The organism is Sphingomonas sp. HT-1 (assembly GCF_048568905.1).
GTDB lineage: Bacteria > Pseudomonadota > Alphaproteobacteria > Sphingomonadales > Sphingomonadaceae > Sphingomonas.
In genome coordinates this window covers 2,949,909-2,972,206 of record NZ_CP183770.1, presented here as the reverse complement: position 1 = coordinate 2,972,206, position 22,298 = coordinate 2,949,909, and the positions used below count along the sequence as shown (strand labels likewise).

General features: G+C 67.2%; 18 protein-coding genes. 8 read left to right on the top strand and 10 right to left on the bottom strand.

Annotation, left to right across the window (positions count from 1 at the left end; all coding sequences use genetic code 11):
* Positions 1–182: 182 nt before the first annotated feature.
* Positions 183–1,436 (top strand): spinster family MFS transporter, encoded by a 1,254-nt coding sequence (locus ACNFJ7_RS13830; RefSeq protein WP_026008789.1) that lies wholly within the window; start codon positions 183–185, stop codon positions 1,434–1,436.
* Positions 1,437–1,480: 44 nt separating this feature from the next.
* Entirely contained in the window at positions 1,481–1,717 is a 237-nt protein-coding gene (locus ACNFJ7_RS13825; protein ID WP_019367619.1) for a hypothetical protein, read from the top strand.
* Here ACNFJ7_RS13825 and ACNFJ7_RS13820 read toward each other — a convergent pair whose 3' ends face one another.
* The 4 genes from ACNFJ7_RS13820 to ACNFJ7_RS13805 all read right to left on the bottom strand — a co-directional run bounded on the left by ACNFJ7_RS13820 (position 1,718) and on the right by ACNFJ7_RS13805 (position 6,669).
* Entirely contained in the window at positions 1,718–3,286 is a 1,569-nt protein-coding gene (locus tag ACNFJ7_RS13820; RefSeq protein ID WP_019367620.1) for a peptide chain release factor 3, read from the bottom strand.
* A gap of 88 nt (positions 3,287–3,374) precedes the next feature.
* Positions 3,375–4,238 carry an aldose 1-epimerase family protein gene (locus ACNFJ7_RS13815; protein WP_019367621.1) on the bottom strand — a complete coding sequence of 288 codons (864 nt, stop codon included), beginning with the start codon at positions 4,236–4,238 and terminating at the stop codon, positions 3,375–3,377.
* Between the two features lie 39 nt (positions 4,239–4,277).
* Positions 4,278–6,383 (bottom strand): S8 family peptidase, encoded by a 2,106-nt coding sequence (locus tag ACNFJ7_RS13810; RefSeq protein ID WP_019367622.1) that lies wholly within the window; start codon positions 6,381–6,383, stop codon positions 4,278–4,280.
* A complete protein-coding gene (locus ACNFJ7_RS13805) occupies positions 6,361–6,669 on the bottom strand; it encodes a hypothetical protein (protein WP_419724226.1) in 309 nt (102 codons plus the stop codon). The genes ACNFJ7_RS13810 and ACNFJ7_RS13805 overlap by 23 nt, the downstream gene beginning before the upstream one ends.
* Before the next feature lie 191 nt (positions 6,670–6,860).
* Between ACNFJ7_RS13805 and ACNFJ7_RS13800 the strand changes: the two genes are divergently transcribed.
* Both ACNFJ7_RS13800 and dapD read left to right on the top strand, forming a co-directional pair.
* Complete coding sequence (locus ACNFJ7_RS13800) at positions 6,861–7,523, top strand: pyrimidine 5'-nucleotidase (protein ID WP_019367624.1); 663 nt, start codon at positions 6,861–6,863, stop codon at positions 7,521–7,523.
* Between the two features lies 1 nt (position 7,524).
* Positions 7,525–8,346 carry a 2,3,4,5-tetrahydropyridine-2,6-dicarboxylate N-succinyltransferase gene (gene dapD / locus ACNFJ7_RS13795; RefSeq protein WP_019367625.1) on the top strand — a complete coding sequence of 274 codons (822 nt, stop codon included), beginning with the start codon at positions 7,525–7,527 and terminating at the stop codon, positions 8,344–8,346.
* 39 nt (positions 8,347–8,385) lie between these two features.
* On the opposite strand, the gene ACNFJ7_RS13790 is transcribed toward dapD, so the two are convergent.
* The 3 genes from ACNFJ7_RS13790 to queF form a co-directional block, all read right to left on the bottom strand.
* On the bottom strand, positions 8,386–9,672 hold the full coding sequence (locus ACNFJ7_RS13790; RefSeq protein WP_019367626.1) for a glycoside hydrolase family 130 protein: 1,287 nt from the start codon (positions 9,670–9,672) through the stop codon (positions 8,386–8,388).
* A 51-nt stretch (positions 9,673–9,723) separates the two neighbouring features.
* On the bottom strand, positions 9,724–11,994 hold the full coding sequence (locus ACNFJ7_RS13785) for a glycosyltransferase family 4 protein (RefSeq protein ID WP_019367627.1): 2,271 nt from the start codon (positions 11,992–11,994) through the stop codon (positions 9,724–9,726).
* 141 nt (positions 11,995–12,135) lie between these two features.
* On the bottom strand, positions 12,136–12,582 hold the full coding sequence (queF, locus tag ACNFJ7_RS13780; protein WP_019367628.1) for a preQ(1) synthase: 447 nt from the start codon (positions 12,580–12,582) through the stop codon (positions 12,136–12,138).
* Positions 12,583–12,830: 248 nt separating this feature from the next.
* On the opposite strand from queF, the gene ACNFJ7_RS13775 reads away from it, so the two are divergent.
* Genes ACNFJ7_RS13775 through ACNFJ7_RS13760 form a run of 4 tightly spaced genes read left to right on the top strand, consistent with a single transcriptional unit; the run spans position 12,831 to position 17,291 of the window.
* Positions 12,831–13,661 (top strand): sulfurtransferase, encoded by an 831-nt coding sequence (locus ACNFJ7_RS13775; protein WP_019367629.1) that lies wholly within the window; start codon positions 12,831–12,833, stop codon positions 13,659–13,661.
* On the top strand, positions 13,658–14,848 hold the full coding sequence (metC, locus tag ACNFJ7_RS13770) for a cystathionine beta-lyase (protein ID WP_019367630.1): 1,191 nt from the start codon (positions 13,658–13,660) through the stop codon (positions 14,846–14,848). Before ACNFJ7_RS13775 ends, metC begins: the two co-directional genes overlap by 4 nt.
* Positions 14,845–16,113 (top strand): mechanosensitive ion channel family protein, encoded by a 1,269-nt coding sequence (locus ACNFJ7_RS13765; RefSeq protein WP_019367631.1) that lies wholly within the window; start codon positions 14,845–14,847, stop codon positions 16,111–16,113. The genes metC and ACNFJ7_RS13765 overlap by 4 nt, the downstream gene beginning before the upstream one ends.
* 38 nt (positions 16,114–16,151) lie before the next feature.
* Positions 16,152–17,291 carry a GNAT family N-acetyltransferase gene (locus tag ACNFJ7_RS13760; protein ID WP_019367632.1) on the top strand — a complete coding sequence of 380 codons (1,140 nt, stop codon included), beginning with the start codon at positions 16,152–16,154 and terminating at the stop codon, positions 17,289–17,291.
* Positions 17,292–17,306: 15 nt separating this feature from the next.
* Here ACNFJ7_RS13760 and ACNFJ7_RS13755 read toward each other — a convergent pair whose 3' ends face one another.
* Genes ACNFJ7_RS13755 through ACNFJ7_RS13745 form a run of 3 tightly spaced genes read right to left on the bottom strand, consistent with a single transcriptional unit; the run spans position 17,307 to position 22,252 of the window.
* Positions 17,307–18,992, bottom strand: a complete 1,686-nt coding sequence (locus ACNFJ7_RS13755; protein ID WP_019367633.1) for a hypothetical protein — start codon at positions 18,990–18,992, stop codon at positions 17,307–17,309.
* A gap of 39 nt (positions 18,993–19,031) precedes the next feature.
* A complete protein-coding gene (locus tag ACNFJ7_RS13750; protein ID WP_019367634.1) occupies positions 19,032–20,534 on the bottom strand; it encodes a hypothetical protein in 1,503 nt (500 codons plus the stop codon).
* Positions 20,531–22,252 (bottom strand): hypothetical protein, encoded by a 1,722-nt coding sequence (locus ACNFJ7_RS13745; RefSeq protein WP_019367635.1) that lies wholly within the window; start codon positions 22,250–22,252, stop codon positions 20,531–20,533. Before ACNFJ7_RS13745 ends, ACNFJ7_RS13750 begins: the two co-directional genes overlap by 4 nt.
* Between the last annotated feature and the right edge of the window lie 46 nt (positions 22,253–22,298).

The following is a 22,298-nucleotide window of genomic DNA, read 5'->3' as shown; positions in this document are numbered from 1 at the left end:
AACCACATGATCCTCGTCATTCCCGCGAAGGCGGGAAGCCATTGGCCTGTGCGCTGGGGAAAGGACCGTAGCACCTGCGCGAATGGATCCCCGCCTTCGCGGGGATGACGATGGATCTCGACTTCCCTCCGAACAACGAGGGCCGCTAGGCAGCGTTCACCATCTCCGGCCGAGGACTCACCATGCCCCCGCACCCCAACCGTCCCGCTGCCCCACGCGGCCTCGTCCTCGCGATGCTGCTGCTCGTCTACATCTTCAACTTCCTCGACCGGCAGATCCTCTCCATCCTCGCCCAGCCGGTGAAAGCGGATCTGGGGCTCGACGACGGGCAGCTCGGCATGCTCGGCGGCTTTGCCTTCGCTTTGCTCTATTCCACCCTCGCCATCCCGCTGGCGATGCTGGCCGACCGCACCAGCCGCAGCTGGGTGATCGCCGTCTCGCTCGGCGTGTGGAGCGCCTTTACCGCGCTGTGCGGCACCGCGCAGACCTTTGCGAGCATGTTCCTCTACCGGCTCGGTGTCGGCGTCGGGGAAGCCGGCGGCGTGGCACCCAGCTATGCCCTGATCGCAGATGCGTACCCGGCCGAGCGCCGGTCGCGCGCGCTGTCGATCTATTCGCTGGGCATCCCGCTCGGTTCAGCGGGCGGGGCGCTGCTCGGCGGGTATATCGCCCAGACGGTGGAGTGGCGCACCGCCTTCCTCTTCGTCGGGCTCCTCGGATTGCTGATCGCCGTGCCGTTCAAGTGGATCGTCCGCGATCCGCCGCGCGCTGCGCCCGCCAAGGACGCCGTTCCCCTTGGCCGCGTCTTTGCTATCCTCGCCGCAAAGCCCAGTTTCTGGCTGCTCGCCTTCGGCGCGGCGGCGGGGTCGATGTGCGGCTATGGTGTCGCCTTCTGGCTACCGAGCCTCATCCTTCGCAGCTTCCAACTCAATCTGGCGCAGGTCGGCCAGTTCTTTGGCGGACTGCTGCTCACCGGCGGGGTGGCCGGCATCCTGCTCGGCGGCTGGCTGGGGGACCGGCTGGGGCAGCGGAATCGCAAATGGTATGCGCTGGCGCCTGCGATCAGCTACGTGATCGGCCTGCCGCTGTTCGTGGCCGGCGTGCTGGCGCAGAGCTGGCAGGCGGCGTTCCTGCTGTTCCTCGTGCCGCAGGCGCTGGTCTATGTCTGGCTGGGGCCGGTGCTCACCGCCGTGCAGCACCTCGTGCCGTCGCACCTGCGCGCCACCGCCTCGGCCTCGTTCCTGCTGATCAACAACCTGATCGGCCTGGGCCTGGGCAGCTGGGTGATCGGCCTGCTTTCCGCAAGGCTGACCCCGGCCTATGGGCCTGCGGACGGCCTGCGCTATGCGATCGCGGCGGGGCTTGGGCTGTATCTCGTCGCCGGCATCCTGATGGCGCTGGCGAGCCGGCGGCTGGCGCGCGACTGGGTCGATTGACGGCCCGATTCCCGCTCCCGCGTGGTTACTTCTATAATAACCACATGAGCTATACCCCGACCGACCTCGTCAAAGCCGAGAAGAATGTGGTGCTCGCCGAGCGCCACATTGCCGCCCAGCAGGAAGTCCTCGCGATGATGCGCGCCGCCGGCAGCCCTACCGAGGGCGCGCAGGAACTGCTCGCCAAGTTCGAAGCCGATCTCGGCCGCGCAGAGCGCATCCGCGACTGGATCGCCAGCGGTCTGGGCGAGCGCGGCCGCGAGCAGCGCGCAGCGGCCTGATTACCGCTCGCGCGTCGCGGCGAACTTCACCTTGTTGTAGCGCTCCGCAATATATCCCACCTCCCAGGCCGATTTGGCCAGGAACACCGGATTGCCGTCGCGATCCTTGGCGAGCGCGCCGCGATTGAGGTCCAGAAACTCCTTCATCGCGGCGGGATCGTCGGACGAAATCCAGCGCGCGGTGTCATAGGGCGAAGGCTCCAGCACCGCGCCGACCTTATATTCGGCATCGAGCCGGCTGAGCAGCACGTCGAGCTGCAGCTGGCCGACCACGCCGATGATCCAGTTCGATCCGATCTCCGGATAGAAGACCTGGATCACGCCCTCTTCGGACAGATCGTCCAGCGCCTTGCGCAGCTGCTTGGTCTTGGTCGGGTCCTTGAGCGCCACGCGGCGCAGGATTTCCGGCGCAAAGTTGGGCAGCCCGGTGAAGCGCACTGCCGCCCGCTCGGACAGCGTGTCGCCCACCCGCAGCGTCCCATGGTTGGGGATGCCGATGATGTCGCCGGGAAACGCCTCGTCGGCCAGTTCGCGCTCGCGGGCGAAGAACAGGATCGGCGAGTGGATCGCGATCGGCTTGCCGTGCCCCGTCGGCGTCAGCTTCATGCCGCGCTTGAAGGTGCCCGAGACCAGCCGCATGAAGGCGATACGGTCGCGGTGGTTGGGATCCATGTTCGCCTGGACCTTGAACACGAAGCCCGTCACCTCGTCGCGGGTCGGCTCCACCGGCGCCGGTTCGGCCGGCAGCGCGTGCGGCGGCGGCGCGAACTCGGCGATCGCCGCGATCAGCGAATCCACCCCGAACTCCTTCAGCGCCGAGCCGAAATAGACCGGCGTCATGTCGCCGTTGCGATAGGCCTCGCCGTCGAATTCGGCATAGCCCGCCTGGGCGAGCTCGACATCCTCGCGCAGCTTGGCGAGATTGTCGGCGGAGACGATCGCATCGAGCTGCGGATCGTCGAGTCCGGTCGTCTGGATCACCTTGCCGTGGAATTCTCGGGCATCGCCCTCGGGGAGCAGCAGGCGCTTGGTTGCGAGGTCGTAGATGCCCTCGAAGGTGCCGCCCATGCCCACCGGCCAGGTCATCGGCACCACGTCGAGCTGCAGCAGCTCGGCCACCTCGTCCAGCGTCGCGAACACCTCGCGGCCCTCGCGATCGACCTTGTTGACGAAAGTGATGATCGGCACGTTGCGCAGACGGCAGACCTCGAACAGCTTGCGGGTCTGGCTTTCGATGCCCTTGGCGACGTCGATCACCATCACCGCCGAGTCCACCGCCGTCAGCGTGCGGTAGGTGTCTTCCGAGAAGTCCTCGTGGCCCGGCGTGTCGAGCAGGTTGAAGGTGATGCCGTCGCGCTCGAACGTCATCACCGAGCTGGTGACCGAGATGCCGCGCTGCTGCTCGATCTTCATCCAGTCCGAGCGGGCACGGCGGGCAGCGCCGCGCGCCTTCACTTCGCCGGCAAGGTGGATCGCGCCGCCGAACAGCAGCAGCTTTTCGGTCAGCGTGGTCTTGCCCGCGTCCGGGTGCGAGATGATGGCGAACGTACGACGATCGGAGGGGGACATACGGGTGCTTCGAACGGGAGGGAGAATCGCGACGCCTTAGTCGGTGGCGGGATTTTTAGCCAGCGGTGCGTGCTGGCCCGGTTGTCCCTCAGTCGACCAGCGTGACATCCATTGCGAAGCGTCGCGTCTCGCCGGGGGCGAGCCGCTGGATGCCGGGCTTGTCCCAGATCTCGCCATCAAAGCCCGCCGGGTCGGCGAGGCCCCACCAGGGCTCGACGCAGACGAAGCGCGCACCCGGCTTGGTCCAGATGCCGAGCAGGCCGGCATCCGGGAAACGGATGCGCAGCTGCGGCCCGTCCTCCGCGCCGTACAACAGGCCGCGGCTGGCGAGCTGGTCCCAGATCAGCGCATCGGCGGTGAACAGGTCGTCGGACAGCGGCAGATTCTGCCCCTGCACCGGGCTGGTCCGGCGGTCGGACGCGATGCCGCCCTCGCCGATGTAGCGCAGCCCGGAGAATTCGGGTTCGTCGAACAGGATGCGATGCGCGGAGCGGGGGCGGCCATAGGGCAACGGCCAGGCAAAGGCGGGATGGAAGCCAAAGCTGGCCGGCATGTCGCGTGTATCCTGGTTGGTCACCGCGATCTCGATCCACAGGGTCGCCTCTTCCAGCCGGTACGTCGCATCAAGTGCGAAGGCGAAGGGATAGACGACGCGCGTGTCCGCATCGTCGACCAGGCGGAACGTGACGCGGTCGGCCGCCTGTGCCACCAGCGCGAAGGGCCGGCGCCGTGCGAAGCCGTGCTGCGGCAGGCTATAGTCCCGCCCGTCAAGTCGGTAGCGATCCCCCACCAGCCGCCCGACGATCGGGAAGAGGAGCGGTGCCCGCCCCGACCAGAAGGCGGGGTCGCCATCGGTCATCAGTTCACGCCCGGCCGGATCGCGCAGCGACGAGAGTTCGGCCCCATGCGGGTTGATGGCGGCGGTCAGCCGCGCGCTGGCAATGTCGATCATGTCGCTCGAATAGCCGGTGCCCGCCGCCAGGGGAAGCGCTCAGAACCCCCAGCTCAGCCGCACCGCGCCGCCGATGTCATTCGGCACATTGGCGAAATTACCCGGCTGCCGGCGCAGGAACAGATTGCTGCTGATATCCCCGTCCAGCACGTTCCAGCGATAGCGCAATTCGTAATCGATCTCGCGCCCGACGGGAGCGAGATTGATCCGCGCGTTGCTCCAGCTGGTCACGCTCTGCGTCCCGTAATCCCAGCCCTGCGGCAGGCGCACGCCGATCCCGCCCTGTGCCACGCGCAGCGGCTGCGCGACCCGCAGGCCGATCGAATCGTCGCCGAACACACCGTCCTTGCCCAGATCGGCCGCCCAGGCGTTGGTGCGGATCAGGCCCGATCCCTGGAACCCGCCGCGCAGCTGCGCATCGGTCCAGCCCTTGCGCAGCGCCCCGCCCAGGCTCCAGCCTCCGCCCAGCCCCCAGCGCAGGCCCAGATCGGCGAACAGGCTGCTCGCCCGCGCGGCACCCAGCCCGGCGCCGAAGCGCGCGCCGAGCACGGTGCTGTTCTCCGCCAGCCGGGTGAGGCCAAGGCTCGCGTTCAGTCCACCGAAGCGCCGGTCGACCGCGATGCTGGCGCGGCCATAGCCGAACCGCTGCCAACGCCCGCGCAGCGCGGCGATCTCGGTCGCATCCTGGCTCAGCACATCACCATATTCGCTGGCCATGGTGATGCCCCAACTGCCCAGCGCCTGACGTACCGCCGCCGATCCACCGACGGCCACGTCGAACCCGGCGCCGCTCAGCGGATCGCGCGCGATCAGGAAGGCCGGATCGGCGCGTCCGGCAAGCTGCGCGGTCAGGGCGTTCCCGCTCTGCGAGGCACCGATTGCGAACTGCACCCTGGCGCCCAGCCGGCCGCTTACTGTCGTCGCGAGCATCCGGGCGATTCCGGCATCGCGGGTGGTGATGCCAAGCCGTTCGATTCGCACCGAATCGGTCGTCGGCACCAACGAAACGGCGACGTGCATGTCGCTCATCCCGACCGAAAAACTGCGGTCGCGCGTCGCCATCAGCGTGGAAAGATTGCGGGCCATCGGCTGGCGCTGGATCGTGCCGCCCACATCGGTTTCGAACGCACGCTGAAATGCATCGAGCACCACCATGCCCAGTGCGCCCTGCACCGCATCGCCCATCGGCGCAGAAAGCGTGCCGTTCACCGTCGTCGATACGGCAGCCGTGCTGCCGGCGACCGACATGGTGCCGACGGGCTGGAAGGCCCGCGTGAGATCCAGCACGCCACGGCCATAGATCGCGTCCGTGCCCGGGTCGCCCATATCGCGTGCGGTGGCGTAGAGCAGATCGACGATCTGCTTGCCGGTAAGGTTTGGAAAGGCCTGGGCCAGCAAGGCGATCGCCCCGGAGATCTGCGGCGCGGAGAAGGAGGTGCCCGACCAGAGAAAAGCGACGTTGTTGGCATCCGGGGCGCGGACCTGCTCGCCCACCGCCGCCAGGTACACGCTGGCCGAAGATCCGGCGCGGTTGGAAAAATCCGAAATCACGTCGCTGGCATTTACCGATCCGGCGATAATCACCAGCCCGCGCGCGATCGCGGCGTTCATCGCAGGCGAGGTGAAGGCATCGGGATTGGCCGCCCCGTCATTGCCGGCGGAGAGCACCACGATCACGCCGGCCGCGGTAGCGCGATCGATTGCCGCGCTCAGCGACGTCGATGCGCTTTCGCCGCCGAGCGAGATGTTGACCACGCGCGCGCCGGCGGTGCGGGCACGGTCCAGCGCGGTCGCGATTGCGCTGGAATCGAATTTGCAGGTCGAGGTGTCCGATCCGTCGCAGCTGCCCGCCCGGTCGGCTCGCTGCACCACCAGCTGCGCATCGAAGGCGACACCATGCGAACCGCTCGCATTGCGCCGTCCCGCGATCGTGAAGGCTACGGCGGTGCCGTGCCCCCCGACATCGTCGATCGTGCCATTGCCTCCCGTGTCGCTGGAACTGGCCAGGATGCGGCAGCTGCCGGTCCCTACCCCGCCGGAGCAGTCGCCAAATTCAAGGCTTTGCAGATCGATGCCCGAATCGATCACCCCCACCTTCACGCCATTGCCGGTGGCGCCGGCATTATAGGCCACCAGCGCGCGCATCGACAGCGCTCCCACCGAAGCGCGATATTCGCTGGTATCGTAGTTCGTAGACGTCGGCGTCGGCGTCGGTGTTGGTGTTGGTGTCGGAGTGGGCGCCGGTGTGGGTGTGGGTGTAGGCGTAGGCGTAGGCGTAGGCGTTGGCGTTGGTGTTGGTGTTGGTGTTGGTGTTGGTGTTGGTGTTGGCGTTGGCGTTGGCGTTGGCGTAGGCGTAGGCGTCGGAGTGGGCGCAGGCGCAGGTGCCGGCGCGGGCGAAACACCGCCGCCACTGCCACCACCGCCGCTGCACGCGCCCAGCGCCACCAGGCCGCCGACCGCTGCCGACTGCATCCATCGCATACCCAACGCCACGCGCTTACCCCATCCTCTGCCGCATCGGCCCATGCATAGCCCAGCAATGGTTGCGGCTTATTTACCAACGTCAGCCTCGCGCTGCTGGCGTCTTGCGGCCGGGCAGCCCACCCCCTACAGGCCGCGGCGATGCTCGCCCAGCTCTCTCACATCCGCAACTGGATCTTCGATCTGGACAACACGCTCTATCCCGCGAGCGCCAACCTGTTCGCGATGATCGATGCGCGGATCGGCGAATATGTGCAGCGCCTGCTGCATTGTTCGGCGGAAGAGGCGCACAAGGTGCAGAAAGCCTATTTCCACGCCCATGGCGCCACGCTGTACGGCCTGATCGAAGAACATGGCACCGATCCGCACGACTATCTCAATTATGTCCATGACGTGGACATGAGCGTGCTCGAGGCGAACGAAGCGCTGGTCGAGGCGCTGGCCCGCCTGCCCGGCCGCAAGCTGATCTTCACCAACGGCGATGCGCCCTATGCGCAGAAGGTGCTCGACCGGCTGGGCCTGGCCGAGACGTTCGAGGCGATCCATGACATCCACGCCACCAGCTATCGCCCCAAGCCGGAGCCCTTGGCGTACCAGGGCCTGTGCGATGCCTATGGCCTGGACCCCCGCGAATCGCTGTTCGTCGAGGACATGGCGCGCAATCTCGGGCCGGCCAAGGCGATCGGCATGACCACCGTCTGGATCGACAATGGCTCGGAACAGGCGCCCGACGCCGACCGCAGCTTCATCGACTATACCATCACCGATCTCGGAGCCTGGCTCCACAGCATCTTGGAGAGCTGACATGACCGATCTCGCCGCGACGATCGACGCCGCCTGGGAAGACCGCGCGAACCTGAGCTTCGCCACCGAAGGCGCCGTGCGCGAAGCCGTTGCCGAAGCGCTGAACCTCCTCGACCGCGGCGAAGCCCGCGTCGCCGAGCCGACCGCGGAGGGCGGCTGGCAAGTCAACCAGTGGCTGAAAAAGGCAGTGCTGCTCAGCTTCCGCCTCAACGACAATGTCGTCGTCCCCGGCCCCGAAGGCACCGCCTGGTTCGACAAGGTGCCCTCCAAGTTCACCGGCTGGGGCGAGGCCGCGTTCCGCGACGCCGGCTTCCGCGCGGTGCCGGGCAGCATCGTCCGCCACGGCGCACATATCGCCAGGGGCGCGGTGCTGATGCCCAGCTTCGTCAATATCGGCGCCTATGTCGGCGAAGGCACGATGGTCGATACCTGGACGACGGTGGGCAGCTGCGCGCAGATCGGCAAGAACGTCCATCTCTCGGGCGGCGTCGGCATCGGCGGCGTGCTCGAGCCGCTGCAGGCCGATCCCGTCATCATCGGCGACGGCGCGTTCATCGGCGCGCGCTCGGAAGTCGCAGAGGGCGTGCGCGTCGGCGAGGGCGCGGTGCTGTCGATGGGCGTCTATCTCGGCGCCTCGACCAAGATCGTCGATCGCGCGACCGGCCAGGTCTATCGCGGCGAAGTGCCGCCCTATGCGGTGGTGGTGCCCGGCACGTTGCCGGCCGAAGACGGCAAGCCCGGCCTCTACTGCGCGGTGATCGTCAAGACGGTCGACGCCCAGACCCGCAGCAAGACCGGGATCAACGAGCTGCTGCGCGACTGATCGCGAACGCCCCCTCGCACCGGCGAGGGGGCGTCTCGCTCATTCCATCTGATCGATCAGTGCCTGGATCGGCGCGAAGGCGAACGCGACCGAGCTGTCCGCGACGCCGTACGGAATGAACAGGCTGTCGCCGTGGCGGATCGCGCCGCAGGTGTAGACGACGTTCGGCACATAACCTTCGCGATCCTGATCGGCGGCGGCGAGCAGCGGCGCCTTCGAACGGGCCAGCACCTTCGACGGATCGTTCTTGTCGAGCAGCGCCGCGCCGATCGAGTATTTGCGCATCGCGCCCACACCGTGGGTCAGCACCAGCCACCCGTCATCGGTTTCGATCGGCGGGCCGCAATTGCCCATCTGCACCAGCTCCCAGGGGAAGCGCGGCTTGATGATCAGCTCGCCGCCTTCCCAATGGGTGATGTCGTCCGAGCTGTGGAGGAAGATGTTCTCGCCGTCCTGCCGGCCGAGCATCATATATTTGCCGGCCACCTTGCGCGGAAACAGCGCCATGCCCTTGTTGCGCGCGGCAGTACCGCTCATCGGCACCAGGTCGAGCGCGCGCCAGTCGCGGGTGCGCAGCAGCTCCGACTGGATCACCGATCCGTTATAGGCGGTATAGGTCCCGATCCATTCGGGCGTGCCGTCGTCATGGGTGAAGTGGCAGATCCGCAGATCCTCCAGCCCGTTCGATTGGGCACGGGTGATCGGGAAGATCACGGTGCCCGACAGCGTCGAATCGCGGTGGCGATAGACCGTCACCGGCCCTTCCGGGGCGCGCTCATCCGGCTCGCGGGCATCCGCGGCGGTGGCGAAGGGCGGCTCGGGCGCCAGTGTCAGTTCGTTCTTGTCGGTGATGATGCCTTCGCGGAACGCGACCGAGGAGATGTGCCCTTCCCCGACCGCGCGCAGCGACATCAGGATGCGCATGCTGCCCGCGGGCATGCCGGACTGATCATAATGCGGCACGGCGCTGGGGTTCATCAGCGCGGCGGCGGCATAGCTGTACTCGTGGCAGAAATAGGCGCCGAGCAGCTGGCGCTTTTCATCGCCGATCGCGGCACCGTCGAGCTTCAGCATTGCCTCGATCTCGTCGTAGCGCGTCATGAACACGCGGCGCGTCTGCCAGTGGCGCGCCTCGAAGTCCTTGAGCACCAGATCGAGTTCGGCGCGCGCCTCGCTTGGCGACAATGCGAGCACTTCGTTGACGATACGCTCGGTGCGGCTGGGCGCGCCGCTGCTGTTGGAGGCCCAGGCGATGTGAAACGGGCGCACCACGACGCGCGAAGGATCGGCGCGCAGGCGCAAGCTATGGTAAAACAGTTCCGGCATCAGCAACCCCCGGGGAACGCACGCTTATCGAGCGCCGCCCCCCGTATCGGTTCAGGCGACGGCGAGTTCCGGTCCTGCCACGCTTTTATTGCCCTTTGAAAGGGCCGAGATCGCACAATTCGCCAATTGGAGCGCCAGAATCGACTCCGCCCCCTGGTTGCGGTTGAGCCCGGTGGGCATCAGCCCGTCGAAACAGCCGCCATCGGCGACGCTGGCCAGCGGCGTATCGAGATCGTTCGCCCCCAGATACCAGCGATAGGCACGCATCGCCTCGTTTGCCCAGTGCCGGTCCTCGGTCACGTCATGCGCGGCGAGGCAGGCGTCGATCGTCGCCTGGGCTTCCAGCGGCTGCTGGTCGAACGGCAGCGGATCGGCATATTCGCGCCCGAAGCTTTCGGTGCCTACGGCGCGGAAACGGCCTTCGGGCGAGGTCTGGCGCTCGACGATCCAGGCCAGCGTTTCCAGGCCCGTGTCGATGAAGTCGCGCCGCCCGAGCACCTGGCCGGCGCGCAGCAGCGCTTCGGGCAGGCGCGCATTGTCATAGGCGAGCACGATTTCGAACCAGCGCCATTCGGGGCGACGCGCGGTTTCCAGAAGCGCGATCAGCTCGTTGCCGAAGCGCGTCAGGATCTCGCGCGACAGCGGATGGCCCGGATGTGCCTCTGCCATCGCTGCGGCGCCCAGCATGGCGAAGGCGTGCGCGCGCGGGCTGCCCAGATCGAAGGCGATCGAGGCGGTTTCGTCGAACAGCACCGATGCCCAGTCGCGATGCTTCTGCGCCCGCGCATCGCGCGCGGTGACGCCCAGCGCCCAGATGGCACGGCCGTTCGAATCCTCCGAACCCTCGTCCTCGCACCAGCTGCGATCGAAGTTCATGAAGTTTCGAAACTTGCGCTTGTCGGCATTCCACGCATGCTGGACGAAGCCGCCAAAGATGGCGGTCCAGCGATCGCGCACGGTCTCGTCGATGCCGTCGATCTTGCTCATCAGGATCAGCGCGCGGGCATTGTCGTCGATGCAATAGCCATGGCGGCGATCGGGCACCGAATAGATCGAATGCTGGAGCATGCCGGTCGCGTCGCTCATCCGCTCCACCGCCGTGAGGACGGGGTGGAGCGGCGCCAGTTCAGTGGACGATCGGGCGATGCGGCTCGGCTTGTCGTCCAGGATTGCGTCGATCTCGCCCAGCGCGCGCTCGGCGAGCCGCGCCCACAGCATCGTGCGGCCGCGCGCATAGGCACGCTCCGCCAGCGCGTGTCGGCCCGCCTCGTTGCCCAACAGGCGATTGATTTCGCGGGCGAACGCCGCGCTGTCGCCGAAATCGACGGTGACGCCGTGACCGTCGGCGAGGATCTCGGTCGCGTGGATGTACGGCGTCGAAATGACAGGCTTGCCCATGCTGACGGCATAGGAAAGCGTTCCCGAAGTGATCTGCGCCGGGTTGAGATACGGCGTCACGTACAGATCTGCCGCCTGGAGGTAATCGAGCAGATCGCTCTGCTCGACGAAGCGATTGACGAACTGCACGTTGCGCCCCAGCCCCGCCGCTTCCACCTGCGCGGCCAGCCGCTCGCGATAGGCTTCGCCTTCGTGCAGGACGAGATTGGGGTGAGTAGCGCCGAGCAGCACGTACAGCGCCTGCGGATGTTCGGCGACGACCGCGGACATCGCTTCGATCATCGTCTCGATGCCCTTGTTGGGCGCGAGCAGGCCGAAGGTGAGCACCACATCGCGCCCTTCCCAGCCGAATCGGCCCTTGAACGGCGCAGTGTCGCAGAAGGGGCGATCCGGCACGCCGTGCGGAATGTTCACGATCTTGCTGTCTTCCACGCCATGCACACGCGTCAGGATTTCGCGGCCCTTTTCGGCCATGACGATCAGCGTCGAGGCGCGCCGGATCAGCGCTTCCATCACCCGACGCTCGTCGGCGCTCGGCCGTTCGAGAATGGTGTGCAGCGTAACGATGACGGGGATCGACACGCGATCGGTAAGCGCGAGCAGCAATTCGCCCGCGGCGCCGCCGAAAATGCCGTATTCGTGCTGGATCCACAGCGCCTCGGCGCCGCTCGCCTCGATCGCGCGGGCAGCGTCCAGATAGGCGGCGCGATCATTCTGGGCGATCGCGCCGGTCACCTGCGGCGGATAGGCATAATGGCCGGGCCGGTCGTCCATCGCATAGACGTCGACCTGAATCCCCGGATAGCGCTCGGCAAGCGCGGTGTAGGTGTCGGTAGTAAAGGTGGCGATGCCGCACTTGCGCGGCAGGAAGTTACCGATCAGGGCAAGATGCCGGATCCTCGGATGAATCGGAGACCGTGCCATGGCGGACCTTTCGCTAGTGCATGATGGACTTGGCTCGCAAGCGAGCCTAATGTCCCGTTAAACTCCCGTTTTTCGAATAAGTTGCAGTTCTGCTGCAACGCACAACTCTATACCTGATGAACCGTGCTGTAAATCTGCCGTTCAGCCGCGGCCGCGATATCCGCTAACCCCCTGATCGGGGATCCAGACATCCTCGGGCGGCTTGCCCGATTGCCAGAATATGTCGATCGGAATGCCGCCGCGGGGATACCAGTATCCGCCGATTCGCAGCCATACGGGTGCCATTTCGCGAAACAGCCGCTCGCCGATGCCCACGGTGCAATCCTCGTGGAAGGCGCCATGGTTGCGGAAGCTGCCAAGGAACAGCTTGAGCGACTTGGATTCGACGATCCGCTCGCCCGGCACGTAATCGATCACCAGATGCGCGAAATCGGGCGCGCCGGTGATCGGGCACAGCGACGTGAACTCTGGTGCCGCGAAGCGCACCAGATAGCGGCTGCCGGGCCGGGGATTGGGCACATAATCGAGTTCCGCTTCCTCCGGCGTGGCGGGCAGGGCGGATTGTTTTCCGAGATGCTTGGCGTCCATGCACGCCATGTAGGCGTTTGCCGTGCGGTTTCCATAGGGCTAGAGGGACGGGTAACATCGCATCTCCTCGCGTGGCGAGGCGTCGCTTTGGGGATTTGTCCCCCTCGCCCTTCCCACCGCTTGCGGCGGCGGGCTCCTCCCTCTCCCCTCGCGGGAAAGGGGAGCCGCGCAGTGGCGGACGGGTGAGGGAGGACAAAGGCGCAAAGGCGGCCGCGCTCGCGTGTGCGAAGGCAAACATCGGGACGCCCATGGACGGATTGATCACCACCGAAGCGCTCGCCGCGATACTGGGCGAAGACGACCTGCTGGTCCTCGACGCGACGTACACTTCCACGATTCCCGGCGCGGCCAAGCAGGATCCGGGCGCCGAGTTTGAGGCGGGCCACATCCCCGGCGCGCGGCTGCTCGATCTGGATACGCTCGTCGATGCCGAAAACCCGCTGCCCTCGATGCTGCCGAAGCGCAGCGTGTTCGAGGCGCGGATGGCGGAGCTGGGCGTAACCGCTACCAGCCGGATCGTGCTCTATGATAACAGCCCGCACCATACCGCCTGCCGCGCCTGGTGGGTGCTGCGGATGTTCGGCGTCAATGCCGCGATCCTTGACGGGAACATGGGCCATTGGCGCGCCGAGGGGCGACCGGTGCAGACCGGGCCGCAGCTTGCCGCCGCCACTGCCTTCACGGCCGGCGCACCCGCCGCGCAGATCCGCACGCTGGACGAGATGCGCACGACCACCGAACAGATCGTCGATGCCCGATCGGCCGCACGCTTTACGGGCGAAGAAGCCGATCCCCGCCCCGAATGCGCCGCCGGCCACATGCCCGGTGCCAAGAACATCCCCTATGGCCGTTTCTTCGCAAGCGATGGTCACTGGAAGTCGCCGGAAGCCATCCGCGCCGTGTTCGACGATGCCGGGCTCGACCTGAAGCAGCCGCTGGTCGCGACCTGCGGATCGGGCATCACCGCGGCCGTGATTGTGTTTGCCGCGCATCTGCTGGGCCACGACATCGCGCTGTATGACGGAAGCTGGACGGAGTGGGGCGCGCAGCCCGACACCGCCAAGGCGCTCGGCGCATGAGCGAACAGGACGACAAGGACGCGACCCGGCTCGTCCAGGCTGGCCGTCGTCCCGAATGGACGCAAGGCATCGTCAACCCGCCGGTGTGGCGCGCCTCGACCATCCTGTACGACAATATCGCTGAGATGCGGGCGCGCGGCAGCGCCGATACCCACCACAAGCTCTATTATGGCCGGCGCGGTACGCCGACCCAATGGTCGCTCGCCGATGCGCTGACCGAATTGGAGCCGGGCGCCGAGGCGACCCTGCTCTATCCTTCCGGTGTCGCCGCGATCACCACGGCGCTGCTGGCCGTGCTCTCCCCTGGGGACGAGGTGTTGCTGCCCGACAGCAGCTACGAGCCGACCCGCGCCTTCGGCAACGGGATGCTCAAGCGCATGGGCATCACCGCCACTTATTATGATCCGCTGATCGGTGGGGGCATCGCCGGCCTGTGCGGCGAGCGGACCAAGGCGATCTTTCTGGAAAGCCCGGGCAGCCTGACCTTCGAGGTGCAGGACGTTCCCGCCATTGTCGCGGTGGCGAAGGCGCGCGGCATCACCACGCTGCTCGACAATACCTGGGCCGGGCCGCTGTTCTTCCCCGCGATCGCGCAAGGCGTCGACTACACGATCCTGTCCTGCTCGAAATATGTCGTCGGCCATTCGGACGTGATGATGGGTTCGGTCACTGCCGGACCGGGCCAATATGAACGACTGCGCGCCGCCACCTATCAGTTGGGCATGTGCGCCAGCCCCGACGACGCCTATCTCGCCGCGCGCGGCCTGCGGACGATGGAGGTGCGGCTGCGCCAGTCCGGCGCCAGCGGACTGAAGATCGCCCAGTGGCTGAGGACCCGGCCGGAAGTCGCGCGGGTGCTGCACCCGGCGCTGCCCGACTGCCCCGGCCACGATCTGTTCCTCCGCGACTTTCGCGGTGCCTGCGGCCTCTTCTCCTTCGTCCTGCACGGCGGCGACGATGCCGCCCGCACCGCGCTGATCGACGGCCTCCGCCATTTCGGCATCGGGTTCAGTTGGGGCGGCTATGAAAGCTTGGCGATCCCCGCCGATCCGCAGCGCATCCGCACCGCCGGACGCTGGCAGGCGGAAGGGCCGCTGGTTCGGCTGTATGTCGGCCTGGAGGATCCGGACGACCTGATCGCCGATCTCGAGGCCGGCCTTGCCCGCTTCGCTGCCGCGCGCGGATGATGCTCGAACAGATGGCCGAACTGGGGATCCGGATGCCCTCGCCCGCCGAACTGGGCGAGATGGCGGTGGCGCTCGGCCTTTCCGTACTGGCGCTGGCGATCGGCGTGCTTGTCGGCCAGCGCGTCGGCACGCAGCTGGCGGGGCTGTGGCACCGTGTCGTCGGCGAGCATGCCGAAGGCATCCAGCCGCGCCTGTGCCGGATCACGCGCTGGTTCACCACGGCCTTGCTGCTCTCGCCGGTGGCGAACGGCTGGGCATGGCATCCGCCGGCGCAGCTGCTGCTTGGCATCGTGCTGGGGGTGGTGATGGCGCTGGCGGTGGTGGAGGTGCTGCGAGGACTCGGTCTGCCGCGGCTCGCCACCTGGCCGATGGGCGCCATCGCCTTCACCTCGCTGCTCAGCAAGACGATGGGCGGGCTGGGCGTCATCGAGACGCTGCTGGCGGGCATCGGCGTCGATATCGGCACGCGGCGGCTATCGCTGCTGTCGCTGCTCAGCGTCGCGGTGACGGTAACGATCATCTTCGCGCTGGTGCGGCTCGCCAATCGGATCCTTGGCCAGTGGATCGGCCGCGCGCGCGGGCTGGATGCGACGCAGCGGCTCCTGGTGCAGAAGCTCGTCAGCATCGCGATCGTGTCGGTCGCCTTCTTCGTCGGCATCGATCTGCTCGGCATCGATCTGACGAGCTTCGCGGTGTTCTCGGGCGCGTTCGGCCTGGCGATCGGCTTCGGGCTGCAGAAGACCGTCGGCAATCTGATCGCCGGCATCATCCTGCTGATGGATCGATCGATCAAGCCGGGCGACGTGATCGTGGTGGGCGACAGTTTCGGCTGGGTGAACAAGATCGGCGTGCGCGCCGTCTCCGTCATTACCCGCGACGGCAAGGAGCATCTGATTCCCAACGAGAATCTGATGACCCAGGAAGTCGAGAACTGGTCCTACACCGATCGCAACGTGCGCGTGCGCATCGCGGTAACGGTGGCCTATGGCTGCGATCTGGAATTGGCGCAGGCGCTGATGCTGCGCGCCGCCACCGAAAGCCCACGCGTGCTGGATATGCCGGCGCCGAACGTGTGGCTGACGGCGCTGGGCGAAAACGGCGCGGCGCACGAGATCCTGGTGTGGATCACCGATCCCGAGAGCGGCGTGGGCAATGTCCGCAGCGATGTGCTCAACCGTCTGTGGAAGCTGTTCGGTGAACACGGCATCACCGTGCCCGCCCCGCGTCGCGACGTGCAGCTGCGCGCCCTGCCTCCAGCGGAATAGGGGCTGGCGGCGGCGTCCAAGCGCATTATCTTGGGGGCGTGCGATCCCCTTCCGTCACCGCCCGCCTCGCCGATGGCGTCGCCTCGATACCCGCGGCGCAGTGGGATGCCTGTGCCGGGCCGGACAATCCCTTCCTGTCCCACGCCTTCCTCTCGATTCTAGAGGCTTCGGGATCGGCGACGGCGCAGGCGGGGTGGCAGCCGCTGCCGATCGTGGTCGACGATGCGCACGGCATGCCCGCCGCCATCGCGCCTGCCTATGCCAAGAGCCACAGCCAGGGCGAATATGTCTTCGACCATAGCTGGGCCGATGCCTGGGAGCGCGCGGGCGGTCGCTATTATCCCAAGCTGCAGGTGGCCGTGCCGTTCACGCCGGTGCCCGGCCCGCGGCTGCTGCTGCGCGATCCCGCGCTTGCCCCGGCGCTGATCGGCGCGATCGAAGCGGTGGTGGATCAGCACCAGCTGTCCTCCGGTCACGTCACCTTCGTGTCGGCCGAGCAGGTGCCGCTGTTCGAAGCCGCCGGCTGGCTGATCCGCTCCGGCACGCAGTTCCATTGGCACAATGATGGTTACGACAATTTCGACGAATTCCTTACCGCCCTCACCAGCCGCAAGCGCAAGGCAATCCGCAAGGAACGCGCCGCTGCGGTGGAGGGGCTGACCATCCGCCATCTGACCGGCGCAGAGATCACCGAAGCCCATTGGGACGCGTTCTGGATATTCTACCAGGATACCGGCAGCCGCAAATGGGGCCGCCCTTACCTCACCCGCCCGTTCTTCTCGATGCTGGGGGAGGCGCTGGGCGACCGCGTGCTGCTGATGTTCGCCGAACGCGACGGTCGCCCGATCGCCGGCGCGCTCAACCTGATCGGCGCGGATGCGCTGTACGGCCGGTATTGGGGCTGTGTGGAGGACGTGCCGTTCCTCCATTTCGAGCTGTGCTACTATCAGGCGATCGACGCCGCGATTCAGCGCCGCCTGCCCCGCGTGGAAGCGGGTGCGCAGGGCGAGCACAAGCTGGCGCGCGGTTACGTGCCGGTGACGACCTGGTCGGCACATTATTTGCCAGACCCCGGCTTCCGCCGCGCCGTCGCAGACTTTCTCGTACGCGAGCAGCACGCAGTGGAGCGCGAGCAGGAATATCTGGACGAACTTACGCCGTTTCGGAAGGCGGAGTAGGCGCGTCCACTTTCCTCAAGAAGGTGGTGCCGTCCCGTTCCCCGGCAATTCCCCCGCAGCCTCGGCTTCGCGAATCAGCACGGCTTCGGGCCGCGGGATCGGCAGGTCGCCGGGGTTCAGGCCCGGTCCCGGCATGCTGTGGTCGACGCGGAACAGCGCACTCGGCCCATCCCGCCAGACAGGCACCAGCCCCTGCTCATAACGTTTGTCATACGCCGGCGGGCGGATCAGCCAGACATAGTCGAAGGCATCGCGCGGGAAGATCGCCAGACTGCGCGCTATCGGCCGCCACCATTCGCGCGGGCATTGCACGCTCGTCACCAGTTCGGACGGATCATGCGCAAAGCGCTTGGCCGCGCGGTACCGCACCGTCAGCAACTGCCCGCCCGGCATCGACCATTGATCGTTGGTATAGGCCAGCTTGCGTTCCAGCGCGAGGCCGGGGACGTGCTGCAGCCGCGTCATTGCCCATTCGTTATAGCAGGTCTCGCCCACAAAGCTCACCAGCCGCGCGCCGACCGGCAGGTGATCGAGCGCCTTCAACTCGCGATCATAGGCGCGGTCGTACAGATAGAAGCTCGCCGTCGTCGCGCCGATGCGGCCCAGAAAAAAGGCCAGGCCCAACGCCGCCACCACCGTCGCGCCGCGCATCGACAGGCCCGGCTTGGGCCGGATCGCCAGGATCGCGATGGCGATCAGGAACGGCACCAGCCGCATATCGGCATAAGCCGATCCGAACACCACGCGCGGCAACAGGATATAGACGAGCAGCAGGAACAGCGCCGACAGGCTCAGATTGCGCGAATATTGGATATTGGGATCGCGGATCGCGCGCAACATCAGCAGGAAGATCACGCCCACGCTGGCCAGATCGAACAGCTGCCAGCGATCGCGGAACACCTGCGTCACCCACAAGGTCTTGGCGCGCCAGTTGAACCAGTCGAACGTCTGGCCGGTCACATGCTCGCCGCCGCGCCACAGCACCATCAGCACCGCCGGTAATGCCATCGGCACGCACTGCAGGCCCGCGAAGAAGATGGGCGCGATCCAGCCGTTCTTCAGGTCGCGGTGCCAAGGCAGCGCGCGATTGCGGCGCAGATCATGCTCGCGGATCAGCTCGGCGGAAAAGGCCAGCACGCCCAGCACGCCCCAGCCAAAGGTGTGCGCCACCCAGATCAGCACCGAAATCGGCACGAACAGGATTGCGCGCAGCCGCAGCTTACCCAGCCGTCCCAGCCGCAGCCACAGCCCGAAGGCAAGCATCGCCAACCCCATCGAGAAGGCAAAATTGACGAAGCCAAAATGAAAGGGGAACGCATAGGCCAGCGGCAGCGCGAACAGCGCGGTCGCCGGGATGCGGCCATGCACCTCGCGCGCGATGAACAGGAACCCCGCCACCGTCATCGCCGGGATGGTGATCACGATCAGCTTCACGCCGAGTTCGAGGCCGAACAGCTTGGCCATGGGGATGATCGCCAGGTCGACCCCCAGATTGCCCATCAACTGCCAGCGGAAATCATACCATTCGCGCAGCCACGGCACCGAATCATAGGTGAGCTGGACGCGGTAGCGCCCCATATGGCCGGGCAGATCGACCAGCGGCGGGATCTCCGGCCACAACAGCGGCACCATGGCCACCAGCGTCGCGAAGAGCACAAACCAGCGTGTCTGCCACCAGTGCAGCCGATCCCCTTGTTCCATCGCGCCGCTTTAATGCGCGCGCGGCGGGTACGGCAAGCGCTAGTCGGACGAAGCGGTGACGCGGTAAAGCGTTGACGGGCCGTCCTGCGCCACCGGCTGCAGGTCGGGAGCAGGCGGCTGGAGGTTAGGGAAGCCGATCGTCCAGACATAGCGGAAGGCGCGGCGGTTGAACCGGCGGGCCAGCGTCGGCAGGTCCGCCGATGGCAACTCGCACCGTGGATCGTAGACCAGGTGCGAGGGATCGCCACGATCCGGACCTGCATCGGGGCGCAGGTCGCGCAGCAATTGCTGGCCGGGCAGCGTCCATTCGCTGTTGTCGAAGATGTCGCGACGGGCGAGCACGAGTCCGGCAACATGCGTCAGCCGATCGTCGCTCCAGGCGGGGCAGGTCACCCGTACCGCCACCAGCACCGATGCGCCGCGCGGCACCAGCGCGCCGATCGCGGCGGCGCGTTCCTGCCCGGCCGCGATCTGGGCGAAAGCAATCGTGGTCGTCGCTATCCGAACCCCAAAGAACGCGACTCCCGCCAATGCTAGTCGACCGGCAAGCCGCTCACGGCCAGGCCGCACGGCAATGGCGACGATCAACAGCGCGATGACCATGGGTACGATCCGCATGTCGACATAGGCGCCACCCATCAGCCGATAGGGCAGTGCCAGCCAGGCTAACGCACCCATTGCGGCGGCCGCGGCAAGCTGCCGGTTCGTGGTCAGCGCGGCGGTGCGCAGCCCTGCCCAGCACAGCAACACGAGCAGCGTCGCGCCAGCCACGTCATAAGCCCCCCAGCGCTCACGCAGCAGCGAGGCGACCCAGCCCGGTTTGGCCAGCCATTCCCAGCTCACAGCTGACCCGCCCGCGCCCGCCGCCCCGCCGCCCAGCATCAGCAGCAGCGGCGGCGCCAGCGGCAGGCAGCGCAGCCCGGCGTGTAGCACGGCCCGCCGCCAGCCCTGCCCCGCAAGCCGCAGCACCGTCAGTTCGCTACCGAAGGCGAACAGGCACAGCATCGCCCAGCCGAAGCAATGCGCCACCCACAGAAGCAGCGCGATCGGCACGAACAGCGCTCCCCGCCAGGGCCCCGGCCGCATTCGGATCCACAACGCCAGAGCCGACAGCGCGAGCGCCGCCGACAGCGCGAAGTTGACGAATCCCAATTGAAACGGGAAGCCATAGGCCAGCGGGAAAGCGAAGGGCGTCACCGGCGACATCCGGCCGTGCACGGTGCGCGAAAGGAGGATCAGCCCGGCGACGGTCAGCGGCGGGATCAGCGCCACCACCAGCTTCGCCGCACCCTCCACCCCCAGCCAGGGCACCAGCGGCAACACGGCGAGGTCGACGCCGAGATTGCCGATCAGCTGCCAGTCATAGCGCCAATGCCGCTGGAGCACCGGCGAATCGGCCAGGCTCGCGGCGACATGGTAGCGACCGATATGACCGGGCATATCGGTGAGCGGCGGCACCGCCGGCCACAGCAAGGGGACGGCGGCGAGCAGCACCGCCGCCAGCGCGAACCGGCGCGTTTCCCACCAACGCCTGGCGATCAATGGCGCGTCCCGCGCCCTACCAGCCGATAGACGCGCGGCGTCTCGCCGGGTGCGGAGACCTGCGCCAGCCAGCCTGGCACCTGGCCCGCGCGCAGTGCGCCGGCGAGCAGATCGGGAGCGCGGCCCTTGGCGCCCAGCTCATCGAATCCATCGGGACACAGCGCGACATAGTCGACGCCCCAGCGCCGCGCGATCGTCTCGGCAGGCGCAGGCGGGGTCAGGAACAGGTCGACCATAGCACGATTTCCTTGCGTATTGCGGTGATACGGGCCGGCGAGGAGCCGATGGCGGGTGGCCGGAAGCGCGAAGGCGCTGAGATCAACGGGCGCGGCGAGCAGACCTGGTGGCAACGCCGCGATACGGGCCAACGTCGCCGGCGCGGTGCAGGCGGCGGCATCAGGGCCAGTGCGCGGCGCCAGCGCGTCGCCGGCCAACCCATAGAGGATGCCCGCCGATGCGGGCCAAGCGAGCGCCAGCGCCAGCGTGCTCCGTGCGCGAGCCGCCGCGATCATCGCCGCTAAAGCGGGCGTCGCCAGGATCGCGGCGGCAGGGGCGCCACGCAGCTGCACCAGCAGCACCAGCATGGCAGTTATCTGAAATCCCAGCAGCACGGCCCAATCCGCGCTTCGCCGCCGCCACGCCAGCCACAGCGCCGCCGCCAGCCCGATCAGCGCCAGACCGGCCTGGGCCAACCCATGCCCGAACGGTATCGCGAACAGCGGCTGCGCTTCGGCGACATTCGCCAACCAGCGTCGGGCCAGCACAGGATCGACGTCGCCATAAGGCGACAGGCACGCTGGCGAGATCCACAGCGCCGCCACCAGGGCGCCGCAGCCAACACCGAGCAACACGACACATCGAATGGCGCGCGACTGGATTGCGAAACCCGCCAGCGCGATCGCGGCCGGTGCCATCGCGACGCACATCGCAGCACGCCACAACACTGCGGTGAACCCATCACAGGCGGAATAGCGCCATCCAAGGTTCGCGAACCCCGCACGTTCGGCCGCCAAAGCCAGCAGCAGCGCGACGGCATAGCCCGCCAGCCGCGCCTGCCCTCCCTGCTCGCCACCGAGCCAACGCAGCGAAAGCGCGACGCCCCCGGCGGCGAGCAGCGGTGCCGTCTCCAGCCCGATCGCCAGCGACAGGGCGGTGGCCAGCCCGGCCACCACCCCGTCCCGCAAGCTGCCAGGCCCGATTGCCGATCGCAGCAGCGCGAGGACCAGCACCAGCTGCAGCCCGTGATGATCGATCCGACCCGGCAGAAACAGCGTCGTCGCCGGGAAAGCGAGCCCACCGATCACCATGGTTCCGATCGCGGAAAGACCGAGGCGGCGGCCGATCGCCGCCAGCAGCAGCAGGGCAAGCGCGAAGTACAGGATCGGAACGACAATCACCGCCGTGACCGTCGCAGTCGTTGGGTCGAGCAGCGCAGACAGAATCAGGATCAGCCCGGCGGGAAGCAGATCGGCGACGCGCGACCAGTGCATGGTCAAACCGGGCGGCGGTCCCAGTCGGTGCTGGGAAAGATCGGCAAAGGACTGACCGGCCAGCCAGTCGCGAACCTGCTGCAGGCGCATCCCGTCGTCAGTATCAGGCAGGCGCAGCACGGCGAGATGAGGCCAGTCGCGGATGGTCCAGGCGAGGCCGAGCAGCAACGCCAATGCCAGCGCGACACCGATGTCGCGCCTGGCATCGAAGAGGCGTCCCGTTCCCATGGGAAACGGGTTACGCGATCGTGGTTAATGGCCGGTTAGACCGGCA

What these genes read in the sequence shown, in the direction of transcription:
- dapD (WP_019367625.1), top strand. Translation starts at nt 7,525, where the DNA reads ATGACCGATCTCGCCGCGACGATCGACGCCGCCTGGGAAGACCGCGCG.
- queF (WP_019367628.1), bottom strand. Translation starts at nt 12,582, where the DNA reads ATGGACGCCAAGCATCTCGGAAAACAATCCGCCCTGCCCGCCACGCCG.
- ACNFJ7_RS13785 (WP_019367627.1), bottom strand. Translation starts at nt 11,994, where the DNA reads ATGGCACGGTCTCCGATTCATCCGAGGATCCGGCATCTTGCCCTGATC.
- ACNFJ7_RS13765 (WP_019367631.1), top strand. Translation starts at nt 14,845, where the DNA reads ATGATGCTCGAACAGATGGCCGAACTGGGGATCCGGATGCCCTCGCCC.
- ACNFJ7_RS13820 (WP_019367620.1), bottom strand. Translation starts at nt 3,286, where the DNA reads ATGTCCCCCTCCGATCGTCGTACGTTCGCCATCATCTCGCACCCGGAC.
- ACNFJ7_RS13790 (WP_019367626.1), bottom strand. Translation starts at nt 9,672, where the DNA reads ATGCCGGAACTGTTTTACCATAGCTTGCGCCTGCGCGCCGATCCTTCG.
- ACNFJ7_RS13815 (WP_019367621.1), bottom strand. Translation starts at nt 4,238, where the DNA reads ATGATCGACATTGCCAGCGCGCGGCTGACCGCCGCCATCAACCCGCAT.
- ACNFJ7_RS13825 (WP_019367619.1), top strand. Translation starts at nt 1,481, where the DNA reads ATGAGCTATACCCCGACCGACCTCGTCAAAGCCGAGAAGAATGTGGTG.
- ACNFJ7_RS13775 (WP_019367629.1), top strand. Translation starts at nt 12,831, where the DNA reads ATGGACGGATTGATCACCACCGAAGCGCTCGCCGCGATACTGGGCGAA.
- ACNFJ7_RS13830 (WP_026008789.1), top strand. Translation starts at nt 183, where the DNA reads ATGCCCCCGCACCCCAACCGTCCCGCTGCCCCACGCGGCCTCGTCCTC.
- metC (WP_019367630.1), top strand. Translation starts at nt 13,658, where the DNA reads ATGAGCGAACAGGACGACAAGGACGCGACCCGGCTCGTCCAGGCTGGC.
- ACNFJ7_RS13745 (WP_019367635.1), bottom strand. Translation starts at nt 22,252, where the DNA reads ATGGGAACGGGACGCCTCTTCGATGCCAGGCGCGACATCGGTGTCGCG.
- ACNFJ7_RS13800 (WP_019367624.1), top strand. Translation starts at nt 6,861, where the DNA reads ATGCTCGCCCAGCTCTCTCACATCCGCAACTGGATCTTCGATCTGGAC.
- ACNFJ7_RS13755 (WP_019367633.1), bottom strand. Translation starts at nt 18,992, where the DNA reads ATGGAACAAGGGGATCGGCTGCACTGGTGGCAGACACGCTGGTTTGTG.
- ACNFJ7_RS13810 (WP_019367622.1), bottom strand. Translation starts at nt 6,383, where the DNA reads ATGCGCGCGCTGGTGGCCTATAATGCCGGCGCCACCGGCAATGGCGTG.